Origin of the sequence: Streptomyces sp. NPDC046727, assembly GCF_040645635.1 — a bacterium.
In the GTDB taxonomy this organism is placed as follows: domain Bacteria; phylum Actinomycetota; class Actinomycetes; order Streptomycetales; family Streptomycetaceae; genus Streptomyces.
This window is the reverse complement of the sequence record NZ_JBEYYR010000072.1, coordinates 1-16,687: the sequence shown is the minus strand read 5'-3', so window position 1 is coordinate 16,687 and position 16,687 is coordinate 1. Positions and strand designations below refer to the sequence as shown.

Annotated in this window: 15 protein-coding genes, 1 rRNA gene and 1 riboswitch; of the genes, 4 read left to right on the top strand and 12 right to left on the bottom strand. The window is 70.3% G+C overall.

Going from position 1 to position 16,687, the window contains the following annotated elements; translation table 11 throughout:
* Positions 1-112 precede the first annotated feature (112 nt).
* The 3 genes from modB to ABZ937_RS42215 all read left to right on the top strand — a co-directional run bounded on the left by modB (position 113) and on the right by ABZ937_RS42215 (position 2,538).
* The gene (modB, locus tag ABZ937_RS42225; protein WP_361700850.1) at positions 113-883 is read left to right on the top strand and encodes a molybdate ABC transporter permease subunit; all 771 of its coding nucleotides are present in this window, start codon (positions 113-115) and stop codon (positions 881-883) included.
* 172 nt (positions 884-1,055) lie between these two features.
* On the top strand, positions 1,056-2,087 hold the full coding sequence (locus ABZ937_RS42220; protein WP_361700853.1) for an ABC transporter ATP-binding protein: 1,032 nt from the start codon (positions 1,056-1,058) through the stop codon (positions 2,085-2,087).
* 28 nt (positions 2,088-2,115) lie between these two features.
* Entirely contained in the window at positions 2,116-2,538 is a 423-nt protein-coding gene (locus tag ABZ937_RS42215) for a TOBE domain-containing protein (RefSeq protein WP_361700847.1), read from the top strand.
* Positions 2,539-2,589: 51 nt separating this feature from the next.
* Here the strand turns inward: ABZ937_RS42215 and gcvP are convergent, their stop codons facing one another.
* Positions 2,590-5,475, bottom strand: coding sequence for an aminomethyl-transferring glycine dehydrogenase (gene gcvP, locus ABZ937_RS42210; protein WP_361700844.1), 2,886 nt, complete (start codon positions 5,473-5,475; stop codon positions 2,590-2,592).
* A 174-nt stretch (positions 5,476-5,649) separates the two neighbouring features.
* Positions 5,650-5,744: riboswitch (glycine riboswitch) on the bottom strand.
* Positions 5,745-5,863: 119 nt separating this feature from the next.
* Between gcvP and ABZ937_RS42205 the strand changes: the two genes are divergently transcribed.
* Positions 5,864-6,235, top strand: coding sequence for a PRC-barrel domain-containing protein (locus ABZ937_RS42205; protein ID WP_361700842.1), 372 nt, complete (start codon positions 5,864-5,866; stop codon positions 6,233-6,235).
* On the opposite strand, the gene ABZ937_RS42200 is transcribed toward ABZ937_RS42205, so the two are convergent.
* From ABZ937_RS42200 to rrf, 11 genes are all read right to left on the bottom strand, one after another.
* Entirely contained in the window at positions 6,157-7,659 is a 1,503-nt protein-coding gene (locus tag ABZ937_RS42200; RefSeq protein ID WP_361700839.1) for a DNA polymerase IV, read from the bottom strand. The genes ABZ937_RS42205 and ABZ937_RS42200 overlap by 79 nt on opposite strands.
* A 69-nt stretch (positions 7,660-7,728) precedes the next feature.
* Positions 7,729-8,412 (bottom strand): MerR family transcriptional regulator, encoded by a 684-nt coding sequence (locus tag ABZ937_RS42195; RefSeq protein WP_361700837.1) that lies wholly within the window; start codon positions 8,410-8,412, stop codon positions 7,729-7,731.
* Positions 8,413-8,672: 260 nt separating this feature from the next.
* On the bottom strand, positions 8,673-9,146 hold the full coding sequence (locus ABZ937_RS42190) for a bifunctional nuclease family protein (protein ID WP_026253112.1): 474 nt from the start codon (positions 9,144-9,146) through the stop codon (positions 8,673-8,675).
* Between the two features lie 85 nt (positions 9,147-9,231).
* A complete protein-coding gene (locus ABZ937_RS42185) occupies positions 9,232-9,969 on the bottom strand; it encodes a MerR family transcriptional regulator (protein ID WP_361700835.1) in 738 nt (245 codons plus the stop codon).
* Positions 9,970-10,013: 44 nt separating this feature from the next.
* Positions 10,014-10,844: an FHA domain-containing protein gene (locus ABZ937_RS42180; RefSeq protein ID WP_361700833.1), complete on the bottom strand. Its 831-nt coding sequence runs from the start codon at positions 10,842-10,844 to the stop codon at positions 10,014-10,016.
* Positions 10,845-11,034: 190 nt separating this feature from the next.
* Complete coding sequence (locus ABZ937_RS42175; RefSeq protein WP_361700830.1) at positions 11,035-11,889, bottom strand: DUF881 domain-containing protein; 855 nt, start codon at positions 11,887-11,889, stop codon at positions 11,035-11,037.
* A gap of 5 nt (positions 11,890-11,894) precedes the next feature.
* Positions 11,895-12,227, bottom strand: a complete 333-nt coding sequence (locus tag ABZ937_RS42170) for a small basic family protein (protein WP_003988855.1) — start codon at positions 12,225-12,227, stop codon at positions 11,895-11,897.
* Positions 12,224-13,135 (bottom strand): DUF881 domain-containing protein, encoded by a 912-nt coding sequence (locus ABZ937_RS42165; RefSeq protein ID WP_361700827.1) that lies wholly within the window; start codon positions 13,133-13,135, stop codon positions 12,224-12,226. Before ABZ937_RS42165 ends, ABZ937_RS42170 begins: the two co-directional genes overlap by 4 nt.
* Before the next feature lie 131 nt (positions 13,136-13,266).
* The gene (locus tag ABZ937_RS42160) at positions 13,267-15,762 is read right to left on the bottom strand and encodes a mannose-1-phosphate guanyltransferase (protein WP_361700825.1); all 2,496 of its coding nucleotides are present in this window, start codon (positions 15,760-15,762) and stop codon (positions 13,267-13,269) included.
* Positions 15,763-15,876: 114 nt separating this feature from the next.
* Positions 15,877-16,485, bottom strand: coding sequence for a CDP-alcohol phosphatidyltransferase family protein (locus ABZ937_RS42155; RefSeq protein ID WP_361700822.1), 609 nt, complete (start codon positions 16,483-16,485; stop codon positions 15,877-15,879).
* Positions 16,486-16,592: 107 nt separating this feature from the next.
* Positions 16,593-16,687: ribosomal RNA gene (gene rrf / locus ABZ937_RS42150) — 5S ribosomal RNA — on the bottom strand; the annotation flags it as partial.

Here is a 16,687-nt window from a genome sequence, read left to right as displayed (position 1 = left end):
GCTGCAGCGGATCGTCCATCGTCACCGCCAACAAGAACACCGTGTGGACCGCCGGCCACTGCGTCCACCCCGGTGACGGAACCGGCGCGGAAGGCCGGGGGGCCGACGCGGGGTGCCGTTGCCGCTGCTGCTCCCGGGCGTGCTCGCCCTGGCGTTCCTTCTGCTGCCGCTGCTCGCGCTGCTCGTGCGCGCGCCCTGGCGCAGCCTGCCGGGGCAGCTGACCGGCACCGAGGTGTGGCAGGCGCTCCAGCTGTCGCTGATCAGCGCCACCGCGGCGACGGCGGTCAGCATCGTCCTCGGGGTGCCGCTGGCCTGGCTGCTGGCCCGTACGGAGTTCCCCGGCCGGGGCCTCGTACGGGCGCTGGTGACCCTGCCGCTCGTGCTGCCCCCGGTGGTCGGCGGTGTCGCCCTCCTCCTCGCCCTGGGCCGCAACGGTGTCATCGGCCAGTGGCTCGACGCGTGGTTCGGGATCACCCTGCCGTTCACCACCACCGGGGTCGTGATCGCGGAGGCGTTCGTGGCGATGCCGTTCCTGGTGATCAGTGTCGAGGGCACACTGCGCGCCGCCGACCCGCGCTACGAGGAGGCGGCGACCACGCTGGGCGCCTCCCGCTTCACCGCGTTCCGCCGGGTCACCCTGCCGCTGATCGCCCCCGGCATCGCCGCGGGCTCGGTCCTGGCCTGGGCCCGGGCGCTCGGCGAGTTCGGGGCGACGATCACGTTCGCGGGCAACTTCCCCGGCCGTACCCAGACCATGCCCCTCGCGGTCTACCTCGCCCTGCAGAACGACCCCGAGGCCGCCATCGCCCTCAGCCTGGTCCTGCTGACCGTGTCGATCGCGGTACTGGCGGGTCTCAGGGACCGCTGGATGACGACATCATGACGACGACGGACGACGCATCGTGACGCACCCCCGGCCCGCGGCCGCCGACGGCGGTCAGCCCCTGCAGGGGCCATCTGCACCCGACGACGAAAGCCGCACGGCTGGTTCGGGTGGGAACACCGATCCGGCCGAAGGCGGGCACCCCACCACCCAGCCGCAGTCGGCAACCGGCCTGGACGCCCACCTGATCGTCGACAGAGGCGCCTTCCGCCTGGACGTAGCCCTGACGGCCGCCCCAGGGGACGTCCTCGCCCTCCTAGGCCCCAACGGCGCGGGCAAGACCACCGCCCTGCGCGCCCTCGCCGGTCTCACCCCCCTCACCGACGGCCACCTGCGCCTGGACGGCACCTCGCTGGAACGCACGCCCCCGGAGTCCCGCCCGGTCGGCGTCGTCTTCCAGGACTACCTGCTCTTCCCCCACCTGTCCGCCCTGGACAACGTCGCCTTCGGCCCCCGCTGCCGGGGCGCGAGCAAGGCCGAGGCCCGCGCCCAGGCCGCGGCCTGGCTGGACCGCATGGGCCTGACACCCCACGCGGGCGCGAAACCGCGTCGCCTCTCCGGCGGCCAGGCCCAGCGCGTGGCCCTCGCCCGCGCCCTGGCCACCCGGCCCCGGCTGCTCCTGCTGGACGAACCGCTGGCCGCCCTGGACGCCCGCACCCGCCTGGAGGTCCGCGCCCGGCTCCGCCACCATCTGGCCGAGTTCGAGGCGGTCTCCGTGCTGGTCACCCACGACCCGCTGGACGCGATGGTGCTCGCGGACCGGCTGGTGGTCGTGGAGCACGGCCGGGTCGTCCAGGAGGGCACCCCCGCCGACATCGCCCGCCACCCGCGCACGGACTACATCGCCCAGCTCGTCGGCCTCAACCTCTACCGGGGCCAGGCCGCGGGCCACACGGTACGACTGGACGCGGGGCCCTCGATCACCACCACGGAGGAAATGTCCGGCCCGGTCTTCGTGGCGTTCCCGCCGTCCGCCGTGACCCTCTTCCGGGACCGGCCCTCCGGCGCCAGCGCCCGCAACCTGTGGCGCTGCGAGGTCGCCGGCCTGGAGACGCACGGCGACCAGATCCGCGCCGGCCTCACCGGCGAGCTACCGCTCGCGGCGGATCTGACGACGGTCGCCGCCGCCGAGCTGGACCTGCGTCCGGGTGCACCGGTCTGGGCGACGGTCAAGGCGACGCAGACCCACGCATACCCGGCCTGACCGGACCGGCACTCTACGGTGGGTGCCCATGACCCTGAGCATCCGCAACCAGCTTCCCGGCACCGTCACCGAGGTCCACCCCGGCGAGGTCATGGCCACCGTCAAGGTCCGGCTGGACGGCGGCCCGCACCTCACGGCCGCCATCACCCTGGAGGCCGCCGAGCAGCTCGCCCTCGCCCCCGGCACACCCGTACGCGCTCTGGTGAAGGCGACCGAGGTCTCCCTCGCCACCCAGCGGGTCGAGGGCCTGTCGATCCGCAACCAGCTGCCCGGCACCATCGCCCAGCTCACCACCGGCGAGGCCATGGCCTCCGTGAAGGTCTCCCTGGCCCTCGGCGAGATCACCGCCGTGATCACGAAGGACGCGGTCGGCGACCTCGGCCTGTTCGTGGGCTCCGACGTCATCGCCCTGATCAAGGCGACCGAGGTGTCCCTGGTGACGGCCCAGTAACGGGTGAGGGCCCCGTCCGCTCGCACGGACGGGGCCCTCACTCTCGCTCACTCAGTCCTCGTAGGCGTCCAGCGGCGGGCAGGAGCACACCAGGTTGCGGTCGCCGAAGGCCTGGTCGATGCGGCGCACCGGTGGCCAGTACTTGTCGGCGGCCGAGACGCCGGCCGGGAAGACGGCCTCCTCGCGGCTGTAGGCGTGCGTCCACTCCCCGCCGAGCGCGGCGGCGGTGTGCGGGGCGTTCCGCAGCGGGTTGTCCTCCGCGGGCCACTCGCCCGAGCCGGCCTTCTCGATCTCCGCGCGGATGGCGATCATCGCATCGCAGAAACGGTCCAGCTCGGTGAGGTCCTCGGACTCGGTCGGCTCGATCATCAGCGTGCCGGCCACCGGGAACGACATCGTCGGCGCGTGGAAGCCGTAGTCGATCAGGCGCTTGGCCACGTCGTCCACGGTCACGCCGGTCGTCTTGGTCAGCGGGCGCAGGTCGATGATGCACTCGTGCGCGACCAGGCCGCCGGGGCCGGTGTAGAGCACCGGGTAGTGCGGCTCCAGGCGCTTGGCGATGTAGTTCGCCGACAGCACGGCCACCTGCGTGGCCCGCTTGAGGCCCTCGCCGCCCATCAGACGGACGTACGCCCACGAGATGGGCAGGATGCCCGCGCTGCCCCAGGGGGCCGCGGAGATCGGGCCCACTCCCGTCTCCGGGCCGGCCTCCGGCTGCAGCGGGTGGTTCGGCAGGTACGGCGCCAGGTGCGCGCGGACCGCGACCGGGCCGACGCCCGGACCGCCGCCGCCGTGCGGGATGCAGAACGTCTTGTGCAGGTTCAGGTGCGAGACGTCACCGCCGAAGTGGCCCGGCTTGGCGAGGCCGACGAGCGCGTTGAGGTTGGCGCCGTCGACGTAGACCTGGCCGCCGGCCTCGTGGACCTGGGCGCAGATGTCGGCGACGTGCTCCTCGAACACACCGTGCGTCGACGGGTAGGTGATCATCAGCACGGCCAGCTCGTCGCGGTACTGCTCGATCTTGGCCCGCAGGTCCTCTACGTCGATCTCGCCGTCCTCGGCGGTCTTGACGACGACGACCTTCATGCCGGCCATCACGGCGCTGGCCGCGTTGGTGCCGTGCGCGGAGGACGGGATCAGGCAGACGGTGCGCTGCTCGTCGCCGTTGGCACGGTGGTAGCCGCGGACGGCCAGCAGACCGGCCAGCTCGCCCTGCGAACCGGCGTTCGGCTGGAGGGAGACCTTGTCGTAGCCGGTGACCTCGGCCAGCCGGTCCTCCAGCTCGTGGATGAGCGTGAGGTAGCCCTGGGCCTGCTCGGCGGGGGCGAACGGGTGCAGCTGGCCGAACTCGGGCCAGGTGACCGGCTCCATCTCCGTGGTGGCGTTGAGCTTCATGGTGCAGGAGCCCAGCGGGATCATGCCGCGGTCGAGCGCGTAGTCGCGGTCGGCCAGCCTGCGCAGGTAGCGCAGCATCGCGGTCTCGGAGCGGTGCTGCTGGAAGACCGGGTGGGTGAGGTAGTCGTCGGTGCGCAGCAGCGCCTCGGGCAGGGTGTCCTCGGCGGTCGCGTCCAGCGCCTCGATGTCGGCCTCGACGCCGAAGGCGGCGAAGACGGCGGCCAGCTGGGCCCGGTTGGTGGTCTCGTCGCAGGCCATGGAGACGTGGTCGGCGTCGACCAGGCGCAGGTTGACCCCGCCCGCCCGGGCGGCGGCGGCGATCTCGGCGGCCTTGCCGGGCACGCGCGCGGTGAGCGTGTCGAAGTAGGCGCCGTGGACGATCTCGACACCGGCGGCCGTCAGCCCCTGGGCGAGGATCGTGGCGTACCGGTGCGTCCGCCGGGCGATGGTCCGCAGGCCCTCCGGCCCGTGGTAGACGGCGTACATGCCGGCCATGACGGCGAGCAGCACCTGCGCGGTGCAGATGTTGCTGGTCGCCTTCTCCCGGCGGATGTGCTGCTCACGGGTCTGCAGCGCGAGCCGGTAGGCCCTGTTCCCGTCGGCGTCGACGGAGACGCCGACGAGGCGGCCGGGGAGGCTGCGCGCGAACTTCTCGTGCACGGCCATGTAGCCGGCGTGCGGCCCGCCGAAGCCCATCGGCACACCGAAGCGCTGGGTGGTGCCGACCGCGATGTCCGCGCCCAGCTCGCCCGGCGAGGTCAGCAGGGTCAGCGCGAGCAGGTCCGCGGCGACGGTGACCAGGGCGCCCAGCTCGTGCGCCTGCTCGATGACGGGCTTGATGTCCCGTACGGCTCCGGAGGCGCCCGGGTACTGGATCAGCACGCCGTTGATCTCGCGCCCGGCGATCTCGGCCGGGATGCCCTCGCTGAGGTCGGCGACGACGATCTCGACGCCGGTCGGCTCGGCCCGGGTCTCGATGACGGCGATGGTCTGCGGCAGCGCGTCCGCGTCGACCAGGAACAGGCCCTTCTTGTTCTTGCCCATGCGCCGGGACAGCGCCATCGCCTCGGCGGCGGCCGTGCCCTCGTCCAGCAGGGAGGCGCCGGAGGTGGGCAGACCGGTCAGCTCGGCGACCATCGTCTGGAAGTTCAGCAGGGCTTCGAGCCGCCCCTGGGAGATCTCCGGCTGGTACGGCGTGTAGGCCGTGTACCAGGCGGGGTTCTCCATGACGTTGCGCAGGACGACGGGCGGCGTGAAGGTGCCGTAGTAGCCCAGGCCGATCATGGAGCCGAGGACCTGGTTGCGGTCGGCGAGCGAGCGCAGCTCGGCGAGCACCTCGGCCTCGGTACGGGCACCCGGCAGGTCCAGAGCGTCGGCGTTCTTGATCACATCCGGGACCGCGGCGGCGGTCAGCTCGTCGAGCGAGCCGTACCCGACCTGCGCGAGCATCTTGGCCCGCGCCTCCTGGTCGGGCCCGATGTGGCGCTGCTCGAACGGGGTGCCCGCTTCGAGCTCGGAGAGCGGAATGCGATGGGCGGTCATTGCGGAGGCCTCCTGGTCTGACGCGACCTGCGAGGGGCACCACGGCGCGGGTACCCCGACGGCCTCCCCCTCTGTCATCTCAACCTGAGAGCTTCACCGGACACCCGAAGGCGCCGGCTTTCACCGTCGGTGAGAGCGGGAGCCGTCGACACCCGCCCTGCTTTCCAGAGTGACCTCGTCCGTGCGGTACATGAGCCTGAGAGATTCCGGGGAGGATTTGCTCCTTCGGCGCCTCCGAGGTGGTCGGAGGACTCTCCCGCACGGGATCAGCAGCCGCTGTCAGCCTACCAGCGAGGTCAACGCCAGGGCCTTCGAGTGGCCGCCTCCTTGAATGTGCTCTTTTGTAGTGCTTACGGATGAGTTGCGACCATGTGGAGGGAGAGGGCCCGTGCAGACCGACATCGATCCGCGCAACCTGATCGGCCGCAAGGCGTTCGACCGCAATGGCACCAAGATCGGCACCATCGACGAGGTGTACCTGGACGACGCGACCGGCGACCCCGAGTGGGCGGCCATACGGACCGGCCTGTTCTCCCGGGACGCCTTCGTCCCGCTGGAGCCCAGCGAGCTGGTCGAAGGCACCCTGCGCGTCCCCTTCGACCGCGCTCTGATCAAGGACGCCCCCGACTTCGGCGTGGGCCGCCACCTCTCCCCCGAACAGGAACTCCAGCTCCTCCACCACTACGGCCTCGACGTGGCCTCACCCCCCGGGGTCCCGGACCATGACTTCGGCAAACTGGCGGGCTCGGAGGATGCCTGATAGCGGGTCTCCTCCGGGGTCCCCCGGGGCGGAGCCCCGGGTCGGTCACCGCTCGGCGGACCGGGTCGGGCGGGTGCGTGGACGAGGTCGGATCCCGGAACCAACGGCAGCGGCTCGGCGGCCTCCAGCGCGGGATCGCCGACCAGGAACGTCCGCACCCGCCCCGGAGGAGACTGCGGCGTCTCGAACCGCACGGTGACCCGCCCGACCCCACTCCCCTGCACCCACCCGGGGCCCCACTCGGCGTGCCGCACGTCCTGCCCGGCACGCCACTGCCGTTCGGCGGGCTCCGGCGGCTCCGGCACGGCCTCGGCCGCCATGTTCTCGGACTCCTCCGCCGCCCCCGAGGGCTGCGCGGCCTGCGCGAACAGGTCCTCCTGCGTGTAGTCGGCAAGCCCGGACACCCCCACCCCCAGCAGCCGCACGCCACCGGTGGTGTCCACGGAGTCCAGCAGCCGAGCCGCCGCCTCCCTTATCACCGCGGGATCGTCCGTGGGCCCTCTGAGGGTCTCGGAGCGGGTCAGGGTGGAGAAGTCGTACCGCCGCACCTTCAGCACGATCGTCCGCCCGGACAGCCCGGCCCCCCGCAGCCGCCGCACGCACCGGTCGGCCAGCCGCTGCACCTCCAGACCGACCCGCAGCCGGTCGTGGATGTCCACGGCGTACGTGTCCTCCACCGACACCGACTTGGCCTCCCGCTCCGCCACCACGGGCCGCTCGTCCCGGGCCAGGGCCATGGCGTGGAGAGCGTGCCCGTGCGCCTTGCCGAGCAGCCGGACCAGCTCGTCCTCACCCGCCTCGGCCAGCTCCTCCACCGTGGTGATCCCGGCCCTGCGCAGATGGTCCCCGGTGGCCGGCCCGACCCCCGGCAGGGTACGCACCGGCATCGGCCCCAGCAGCGCCCGCTCGGTGCCCGGCTCGATCAGCGTCAGACCGTCCGGCTTGGCCTGCTCGGAGGCGATCTTCGCGAGCATCTTGGAGGCGGCGAGCCCCACCGACCCGGTGAGCCCGGTGACCGCCCGGATGTCCGCGCGCAGCTTCGCCCCGGCCAGCCGCGCCGACTCCTCGTCCCAGGCGGCTTCCCCGGCCTCCAGATCCACGAACGCCTCGTCCAGGCTGAGCGGCTCGACCAGCGGTGACAGCTCCCGCAGCAGCGCCATCACCTGGTCGCTGACCGCCCGGTACAGGCTGAAGCGCGGCTCCAGGTAGGCCGCGTTGGGTGCCAGCCGGCGCGCCTGGGCCATGGGCATCGCCGAGTGGACCCCGAAAACCCGTGCCTCGTACGACGCGGTGGCCACCACCCCGCGCGGTCCGAGGCCGCCCACGACGACCGCCTTCCCGCGCAGGCTCGGCTTGGACGCCTGCTCCACCGAGGCGAAGAAGGCATCCATGTCGAGATGCAGGATCGTGGGCGCGTTTCTCACATCTCCGATGCTGCACCACGCCACTGACAATGCGGTGGTGCCGGAGCGCCCCTGCCGGGGGACCGGCGCTCAGACCGCCCGGTTGCGGCGGCGCGCCAGCTCGTCCGCGGGGTTGTGCCCGACGAGGGTCTCGCCGGTGTCGATGCGCTCGCCGTGCAGCTGGGAGAGGGCGCTTTCCACGTCCCGCCACACCACGCCGACGGCGATGCCGAAGATGCCCTGACCGCCCTGGAGCAGCGCATGGACCTCGTCCGGCGAGGTGCACTCGTACACGGTGGCGCCGTCGCTCATCAGGGTCATCCGCTCCAGGTCGCGGAAACCGCGTTCCCTGAGGTGCTGGACGGCCGTGCGGATGTTCTGCAGCGACACCCCGGTGTCCAGGAACCGTTTCACGATCTTCAGGACGACGACGTCCCGGAAGCTGTACAGACGCTGGGTGCCCGACCCGTAGGCGGGCCGCACGCTGGGCTCGACCAGACCGGTGCGGGCCCAGTAGTCGAGCTGCCGGTAGGTGATGCCGGCAGCCGCGCAGGCCGTGGGCCCGCGGTAGCCGATCTGCTCGGACGTCATGGACGCCACCCCTCCGCCGTTCGGCACCGCCGTCGGCAGCTGCGGAGCGTGCTCCACCGCGCTGCCGGCATGGGCATGTCCCCCACCTGAGCGCAGCCGCGAACTCGGGGGCGAGTACGAACCGCTCTCCCCGAAACCACGTCCGGGGGCATCCCCAGCCGTACTGTCGCCGCTGGTTCTCACGCCGACCTCCGTCCTTGACCTGCCTTCTCGACGGTAGGCAGTCACCAGGGGTGCGTCAACGATCGCCACACTCGGCACGCCGAGTGATAATCACCCTAGGAGTGGTTTCCCGTGTCCCACCGCGGGGAAAGGCTAGCCGAATGCGCTCGCGGGGAGCCGTAGGACGCTCTCACTGGCCGGAGGCAATTGCCGGGGCGCGGGCCGCGCGGAGCCGCCGTCCGCCCCGGAGGAAACCCCGGTCGGCGGGCCTGCCGCGCGTCTCACTGGCTGCTGGTGCCGAAGTCCTCGGGCGAGATCTGGTCGAGGAACTCGCGGAACTTCTCCACCTCGTCCTCTTGCTCGTCCGGAATGGCGATGCCCGCATCGTCCAGCACCGTGTCACTGCCGTAGATCGGCGTTCCGGTGCGCAGGGCCAGCGCTATGGCATCGGAGGGCCGGGCGCTGACCTCGACTCCGCTGGCGAACACCAGCTCCGCGTAGAAGACCCCTTCCCGCAGATCGGTGATGCGCACTTCGGTCAGCTCCTGGCCGACGGCCTCCAGCACGTCCTTGAACAGGTCGTGAGTCAGCGGTCGCGCGGGGGCCATGCCCTGCTGGGCGAAGGCGATCGCCGTCGCCTCCCCCGGCCCGATCCAGATGGGGAGGTAACGGTCGCCCCCCACTTCGCGCAGGAGCACGATCGGTTGGTTGGAGGGCATTTCGACCCGGACACCTACGACATCGAGCTCGTTCACACAGCAACCCTAGGCCGTGCCCGGGATGTTTGGGTAGTCGGGCCGGGAACAGGTGCCCGATCCGGCCGCTCCGGCCCCCGCCGGTTCAGGGCAGCCGTACCCCGAGAGCGGTCTTCACCAGGGCGGCGTGCAGCCTCACCGTGAGGGCCGCCAGCTCCTTCGTACGGGCCTCGGCATGTGCCCTGGTCTGCGGGTTGCGGTGGCGCTTGAGCGGGGCCACCACCTGGTCCACCAGCCCCGCCTCACGGTCGGCGGCGGCCTTCATCACCCGAAGGTGCCGCGGCTCGATGCCGAACCGGCCCAGTTCGGAGACGAGCGAGGCCACGGTGACGGCCTCGGCGTCGTAGGCCCCGTCCTCCAGGGGAGCGATGAGGCCGTAGGACTCCCACTCCTTCAGCTCGGCCTCGTCGACGTCCGCCGCGGCGAGCAGCTCGGCCTTGCCGACCCGGGCGACGGTGGGCCCCTCCACAGGCGCCGGCACGTCGTCCGCGGTGCGCTGGCGCCCGACCAGGGGGAGCGGGGCGGCCTCGCCCCGCTGTACGGCGTCCAGATGCTCGCGGATCACCTTGAGCGGCAGATAGTGGTCCCGCTGCATCCGCAGGACGTGACCGAGGCGCTCGACGTCCTCAGGGCTGAACTTGCGGTACCCCGACGGGGTCCGCTGCGGCTCGATGAGCCCCTCCGACTCCAGGAAACGGATCTTGGAGATGGTGACTTCGGGGAACTCGTCGCGCAGCACGTTCAGCACCGTGCCGATGCTCATCAGCCCACTGTCCCTGGCGGCGGTACCGCTTCCGGCACCGCCGCTCGGTGTTTGAAGCATGGACCTTCCCTGGGGATCCCCCCGGACGTCAGTCCGGGGGCGGGTCAGATGCCCTGCCGGCTTGCGTAGAACACCAGCCGGTACTTGCCGATCTGCACCTCGTCACCGTTCGACAGAGCGACCTGGTCGATGCGCTCCCGGTTGACGTACGTGCCGTTCAGGCTGCCCACGTCGGCCACCGTGAAGGAGCCGTCCGGGGAGCGCCGGAACTCCACGTGCCGCCGGGAGACCGTCACGTCGTCCAGGAAGATGTCGCTCTGCGGATGACGGCCGGCCGTGGTCAGGTCGCTGTCCAGCAGGAACCGGCTGCCCGAGTTCGGACCGCGGCGCACCACCAGCAGCGCAGAGCCCATCGGCAGCGCGTCCACCGCGGCCTGTGCCTCGGGCGACAGCATCGGCATCTGCGTCTGGCCGGTGACCTCGGAGTCGTAGGCCTCCAGCCCGGAGATCGAGATCGTGGACGTCGTCTCGGAGGCCCGCTCGGGCACCATCCCGGGACGCAGCGGCGCCCCACAGTTGGAGCAGAACCGGGCGTTCTCCGCATTCCGGTTACCGCACCTCGTACACACCAGGACCGACATCGACGGATCCTCCTGCCGCGGCTGCCCCGCCGGGGCGTTGGACGCGTACGGGCCGGAGGCAAACCCTCCACCCGCACCTGAGGTTGACGGTTGCCCGAAACCTATGCCGCCGGACTGGGCAGGGTCAACAGACGCCGCGCCCTGACCTCCGGAAATGTCACCGCCCGGACCAGCGACCTGGTCCCGGAACAGCGGGCGCTGGCCCTCCGCGTCAGGCTGTGCGCGATGACGAGCGGTCGCGTTGTCGCTGCCCTCTCGCGCGCTCTTGCCGAACAACTTCGCAAACAACTTCACGGGCGATTCCCCTTGACCGAAACAGACCCGCCCGTGGGGCAGGACGAACCCTGATTGCCTACACCGGCCGAGCCGGACATTCTCACAACGTCCGTATCCACCAGACAGTTTCCACCACGCACCACCTCTTCGGTGCGCCGACCCCCCGCAACCTCATGCCCCTGCCGGACGGCCACCATGCACCGCCGGTTCACTGGGAGGACGACCGAGCGTAGTCAGGCCGCTTCGCCTGTCGCAAGGCGTCCACGACGATCTTGTCGGACCGCTCGACCGTCACCGTGGCCTGCTCCTTCTCCAAGGTCTGCACCACGCCTCCCGGGATGTTCAGCGCCGGCTCAAGGTCCTGCGGCTTGCCGATGACCTTGAAACGATAGGGGGCGTTGATCTTGTTCCCGTCGACGCTCACCGTCTTGCCGGAGTCGGTGAAGTAGGTCCCGGCGACCACCCGGACCCCGTTGACCTGGATCGCCTCCGCGCCGGCCGCGCGCAACTCCTGGATCGCGTCGAGCAGCATGTCCGCCTGGACCGTCCCCTTCGTGTCCTCGATCGTCATGGTGATGCCGGGACCCTGCGCAGCCACGGTGCCCGCGAGGATGCCGAGTTGTCTCTCCTTCTCGGCGGTCTGCCTGCGTGCCTCCGCGGCCTGGTCGGAGCTGCTCTGCAGTTCCTGACGCTGCTTCTCGAGTCCCTGCTTCTCGTCCTCAAGACGCTGAGTACGCGAATCCAGTTCATCGAGAATGCGCACAAGATCTTCCTGGCGTGCTCCGCGCAGCGCGCTGTCGGTGTCGCTGTTGGACGCCACCTGCACGGCCAGGCCGAAGCCGAGGCCGAACAGCAGCAGTGCCACGATGAGTTGGGCCCGGGTGAAGCGCGGCGGCCACAGGCCCTTGACGAGCCGCTGGCGGCCCGTGAGTGGCTGCTGGGGCTGCTCCTGGGCCGTCTGCCCGCCCGCGGGCACGGGCGGGGGCACCTCGGCCGGCAGCTCCTTGCGCAGCCGGTTCTCCGGCCGCTCGTTCCGGTCGTCCCGGTCGTTCTGCTCGCTCATGGATGTCACGCCCGGAACACGTGTCGCCGGATCGCCGCGGCGTTGGAGAAGATCCGGATGCCCAGGACCACGACCACGCCCGTGGACAGCTGCGCGCCCACGCCCAACTTGTCACCCAGGAACACGATGAGGGCGGCGACGACCACGTTCGACAGGAACGACACCACGAAGACCTTGTCGTCGAAGATGCCGTCCAGCATCGCCCGCAGACCGCCGAAGACGGCGTCCAGCGCCGCGACGACGGCGATCGGCAGATACGGCTCGACGACCGCCGGAACCTCGGGCCGGACCAACAGGCCGGCCACGACTCCCACGACGAGGCCCAGTACGGCGATCACGATGTGCCCTTCTCGGTTTTCTCGGACTTCGGCTGTGCTGTACGTACGATCACACTGGGCGCGGCGGGCAACCGGAGGTCGCTCTCCGTGGAGATGGTGGCGCGGATGCCGTAGTTCTCCTCCAGGGCATGCAGATACAGGCCGTCGGCGCTGTTCTGGAACCCGGTGCTGAACCTGTCCCCGTCCCCCACCGCCAGCACCGTGTACGGCGGCACCAGCGGCCTGTTGTCGACCAGTATCGCGTCACCCGCGGCCCTGATCGCGGACAGGGCGGTCAGCCGCTGTCCGTTGATGGAGATCGCCTCGGCCCCGGAGGCCCACAGTCCGTTGATCACGCGCTGCATGTCGCGGTCGCGCACCCGGCCGGTGTCGGAGAAGCCCGACGTCTCCCTCGGGTTGGAGCCTTCACCGCCGGCGCTGGACTCCTTGGCGTCGTCGACCACGAGCTTGACACCGGGGCCGTGCACCGCGGTGGCGCCCGACAGCAGGCCCGCCAGATCCGCCTCGGCGCTGCCGCCGCTCGACTTCAGGGCCGCCCGCTGGCGCGCGCTGACGTCGTCGCGCAGCTTGTCGACGGTGCTTTCGAGCTTGTCGGCGTCCGCCGTCTCGCTGTCGATACGGTCGATCAGCTCCTGGCGCTCCTTGGCCACCACCGGCGCCGACACCCGCGCCTGTGCCGCCCCCACGGTCACGACCAGCGCGGCGAGGACCAGACCGGCGGCCAGGCCCAGCTTGGCCCGGAGCGTCTTCGGCAGACCGCCGCCCTCACCCTGGGACTGCTTCCGGGCAGCCGCCTCGGCGTATCCGTCGTCGAGGCTGTGGTCCATGACGTTGGTGATCAACGACATGGAGGCGTCCGGGCGCTGCGGCCGCGCGGGGCTGCTCCGAACGGGGGGTTGCTGCGGCATGCCGCACATCGTCGCATGTCGCGAGCTGTACCTCCGAACGGCCCCACCGGCGTGCCGGACAGGCCCCCTTGGGGGACACTTGTCCGGCACGCACGCGTGCAGCGGCTTTTGCCGTCCTGAGCCGCCGGGGGTTACCGGCCGGCGCTGTCCACGACGGCCGACCACTCGTCCAGCAGGGCCTGCGCGGAGGCGTCGTCGGGCCCCTCCGCCCACAGGTGGGTGACCGCCTCGGCCGGGTCGGGCAGCACCATCACCCAGCGCCCGTCCGTCTCCACGACCCGCACACCGTCGGTTGTGTCGACAGAGCGGTCCCCTGCGGCCTCGACCACCCTCCGCATCACCAGACCCTTGACCGCCCACGGCGTCGCCAGGTCCCGCTTGAGGACGTGCGCCCGCGGGATCCGGGCGTCGATCTGGCTCAGCGTGAGCTGCGTTCGTGCGACCAGCCCGATGAGACGTACGAAGGCCGCGGTGCCGTCGTACACACTGCTGAACTCGGGGACGATGAACCCGCCCTTGCCGTCACCGCCGAAGATGGTGCCCTCCTCGCGTCCCACGCGCGTGAGGTCGTCCGGCGAGGTGGTCGTCCACTCGACCTGCGTGCCGTGATAGGCGGCCACCTGCTCGGCGATCCGCGTCGTGGTGACCGGCAGCGCCACCCGCCCGCTGCGCCGCTCGGCGGCCACCAGGTCCAGCATCACCAGCAGCGCCCGGTCGTCCTCGATGATCCGGCCCTTCTCGTCCACGAGCGACAGCCGCTCGCCGACGGGGTCGAACCGGACACCGAACGCCGCACCCGAGGACGCCACGATCTCCCCGAGCCGCACCAGCCCGCTCCGCCGCATCTCGGCCGTCTCCGTGGGCCGGGACTCGTCCAGACCGGGGTTGATGGTCAGCGAGTCCACGCCGAGCTTCCCGAGCAGGCTGGGCAGCACGAGCCCAGCACTGCCGTTGGAAGCGTCCACGACAACCTTGAGACCCGATTCCGCTATCCCGGTCGTGTCGACGTTCCGCAGCAGCGATCCGGTGTACGAGTCGAAGACGCTCGCCGGGAAGTAGAGGTCACCGATCTCGCCGGGGAACGCCCGCCGGTACTCCTGGCGCGCGAACACCCGGTCCAGCTTGCGCTGGCTGCCCTGCGAGAGGTCGGCGCCCTGACCGTCGAAGAACATGATGTCGACCGAGTCCGGGACACCCGGCGAGGTCCGGATCATGATGCCGCCGGCGCTGCCGCGCGCGGTCTGCTGCCGGGCCACGGGCAGCGGTACGTTCTCCAGGTCCCGTACGTCGATGGCGCTGGCCTGGAGTGCGGAGATCACCGCCCGCTTGAGCGCCCGGGCACCCCGGGAGTGATCGCGGGCCGTGGTGACGGTGGAGCCCTTCTTCAGGGTCGTCGCGTAGGCGCCCGCCAGCCGCACCGCCAGCTCAGGCGTGATCTCCACGTTCAGGATGCCGGAGACACCGCGGGCGCCGAACAGATGGGCCTGCCCCCGGGACTCCCAGATCACCGAGGTGTTGACGAAGGCACCGGCCTCGATGGTCTTGAACGGGTACACACGGACATTGCCCTGAACGATCGATTCCTCACCGATCAGGCACTCGTCACCGATGACGGCGCCGTCCTCGATCCGGGCGGCCCGCATGATGTCGGTGTTCTTGCCGACGACGCAGCCACGCAGATTGCTGTGCTGCCCGACGTAGACGTTGTCGTGCACGACGGCCTTGTGCAGGAAGGCACCGCTCTTGACGACGACGTTCGAGCCCACGACGGTGTGCTCACGGATCTCCGCGCCGGCCTCGACCTTCGCGTAGTCGCCGATGTACAGCGGCCCGCGCAGCACCGCGTCGGGATGTACCTCGGCGCCCTCGGCCACCCACACACCCGGCGACAGCTCGAAGCCGTCGATGTCGACGTTGACCTTGCCCTCGAGGACGTCCGCCTGGGCCTTCACATAGCTCTCGTGCGTGCCGACGTCCTCCCAGTAGCCCTCGGCGACATAGCCGTAGACCGGCTTGCCCTCCTTCATCAGCTGCGGGAAGACATCACCGGACCAGTCGACCGGAACATCGGCTTCGACGTAGTTGAAGACCTCGGGCTCCATGACGTAGATGCCCGTGTTCACCGTGTCGGAGAAGACCTGCCCCCAGGTCGGCTTCTCCAGGAAGCGTTCGACCTTGCCCTCCTCGTCGACGATGGTGATGCCGAACTCCAGCGGATTGGGCACGCGGGTCAGACAGACCGTGACCAGCGCGCCCTTCTCCTTGTGGAAATTGATCAGCTCCGTGAGGTCGAAGTCGGTCAGGGCATCACCGGAGATGACGAGGAAAGCATCGTCCTTCAACGCCTCTTCGGCGTTCTTGACGCTTCCGGCGGTACCGAGTGGCTTCTCCTCATTGGCATAGGTGAGCTCCATGCCGAGCTCTTCGCCGTCGCCGAAATAGTTCTTGACGAGCGATGCCAGGAACTGAACGGTGACAACGGTCTCGGTGAGCCCGTGCCTTTTGAGCAGCCGTAGCACGTGCTCCATGATCGGGCGGTTCGCCACGGGCAGGAGCGGCTTGGGCATGCTAGAGGTCATGGGGCGCAGGCGGGTGCCTTCGCCCCCGGCCATCACGACGGCCTTCATGTCGGAAGCGTCCTCCTCCAAGAGACGACGGTCTAGCCGACTTCACCCGTCCAGATTGTCCCGCACTTTTCCACCGCGGGCCATCGAGGCGTTAGCTCTGGACAATCGCCGAGCTCAATCGGCCATGGCGTCCGCCCGAACCAATCGGCGGACCTGTACCACGTAGAGCACTCCTGCCCACCAGTAGAGGGTTGTACCCCATCCGGCGAACGCCCATCCGAAAATGGCAGCGAGTGACGCGATCCAACCACTTCCGTCACTGAGGAGCAGGAGCGGGAAGGCGTACATCAGGTTGAAGGTTGCAGCCTTCCCGAGGAAGTTCACCTGCGGCGGCGGATACCCGTGCCGGCGGAGGATGCCCACCATCACCAGGAGAACCAGTTCTCGCACCAGCAGCAGCGCGGTGAGCCAGATCGGCAGGATCTCCCGCCAGGTGAGACCGACCAGCGTGGAAAGCACGTAGAGGCGGTCGGCGGCGGGATCGAGAAGCCGGCCGAGGCTGCTGATCTGATTCCAGCGCCGGGCGAGCTTGCCATCAAGATAGTCACTGACCCCGCTGAGGGCCAGGATCAGGAGGGCCCAGCCATCGCTCTTCGGGCCGCCGAACTCCGGCCTGAGGATCAACCACAGGAACAGGGGTACGCCGACGAGCCGCGCCATGCTGAGGATGTTGGGGATGGTGAGGACCCGGTCTGTCTGGACACGGGTCTCCTGGACCTCCACCCGGGGGCCTCCTGTGCGAAACGAGCCAATGATGCCCACTGACCTTACCTCAACGCAAAAAAGCTCCGGCCCCTGGGCAGTGCCCAAGAGCCGGAGCTTCAAAAGGAGTTCGGCGGTGTCCTACTCTCCCACAGGGTCCCCCCTGCAGTACCATCGGCGCTGTGAGGCTTAGCTTCCGGGTTCGGTATGTAACCGGGCGTTT

Bases quoted from the DNA above. Each gene is read 5' to 3' on its own strand.
- ABZ937_RS42165 (WP_361700827.1), bottom strand. From the start codon at position 13,135: ATGCCGCAGCAACCCCCCGTTCGGAGCAGCCCCGCGCGGCCGCAGCGC.
- ABZ937_RS42160 (WP_361700825.1), bottom strand. From the start codon at position 15,762: ATGAAGGCCGTCGTGATGGCCGGGGGCGAAGGCACCCGCCTGCGCCCC.
- ABZ937_RS42185 (WP_361700835.1), bottom strand. From the start codon at position 9,969: ATGCTTCAAACACCGAGCGGCGGTGCCGGAAGCGGTACCGCCGCCAGG.
- ABZ937_RS42215 (WP_361700847.1), top strand. From the start codon at position 2,116: ATGACCCTGAGCATCCGCAACCAGCTTCCCGGCACCGTCACCGAGGTC.
- gcvP (WP_361700844.1), bottom strand. From the start codon at position 5,475: ATGACCGCCCATCGCATTCCGCTCTCCGAGCTCGAAGCGGGCACCCCG.
- ABZ937_RS42175 (WP_361700830.1), bottom strand. From the start codon at position 11,889: ATGAGCGAGCAGAACGACCGGGACGACCGGAACGAGCGGCCGGAGAAC.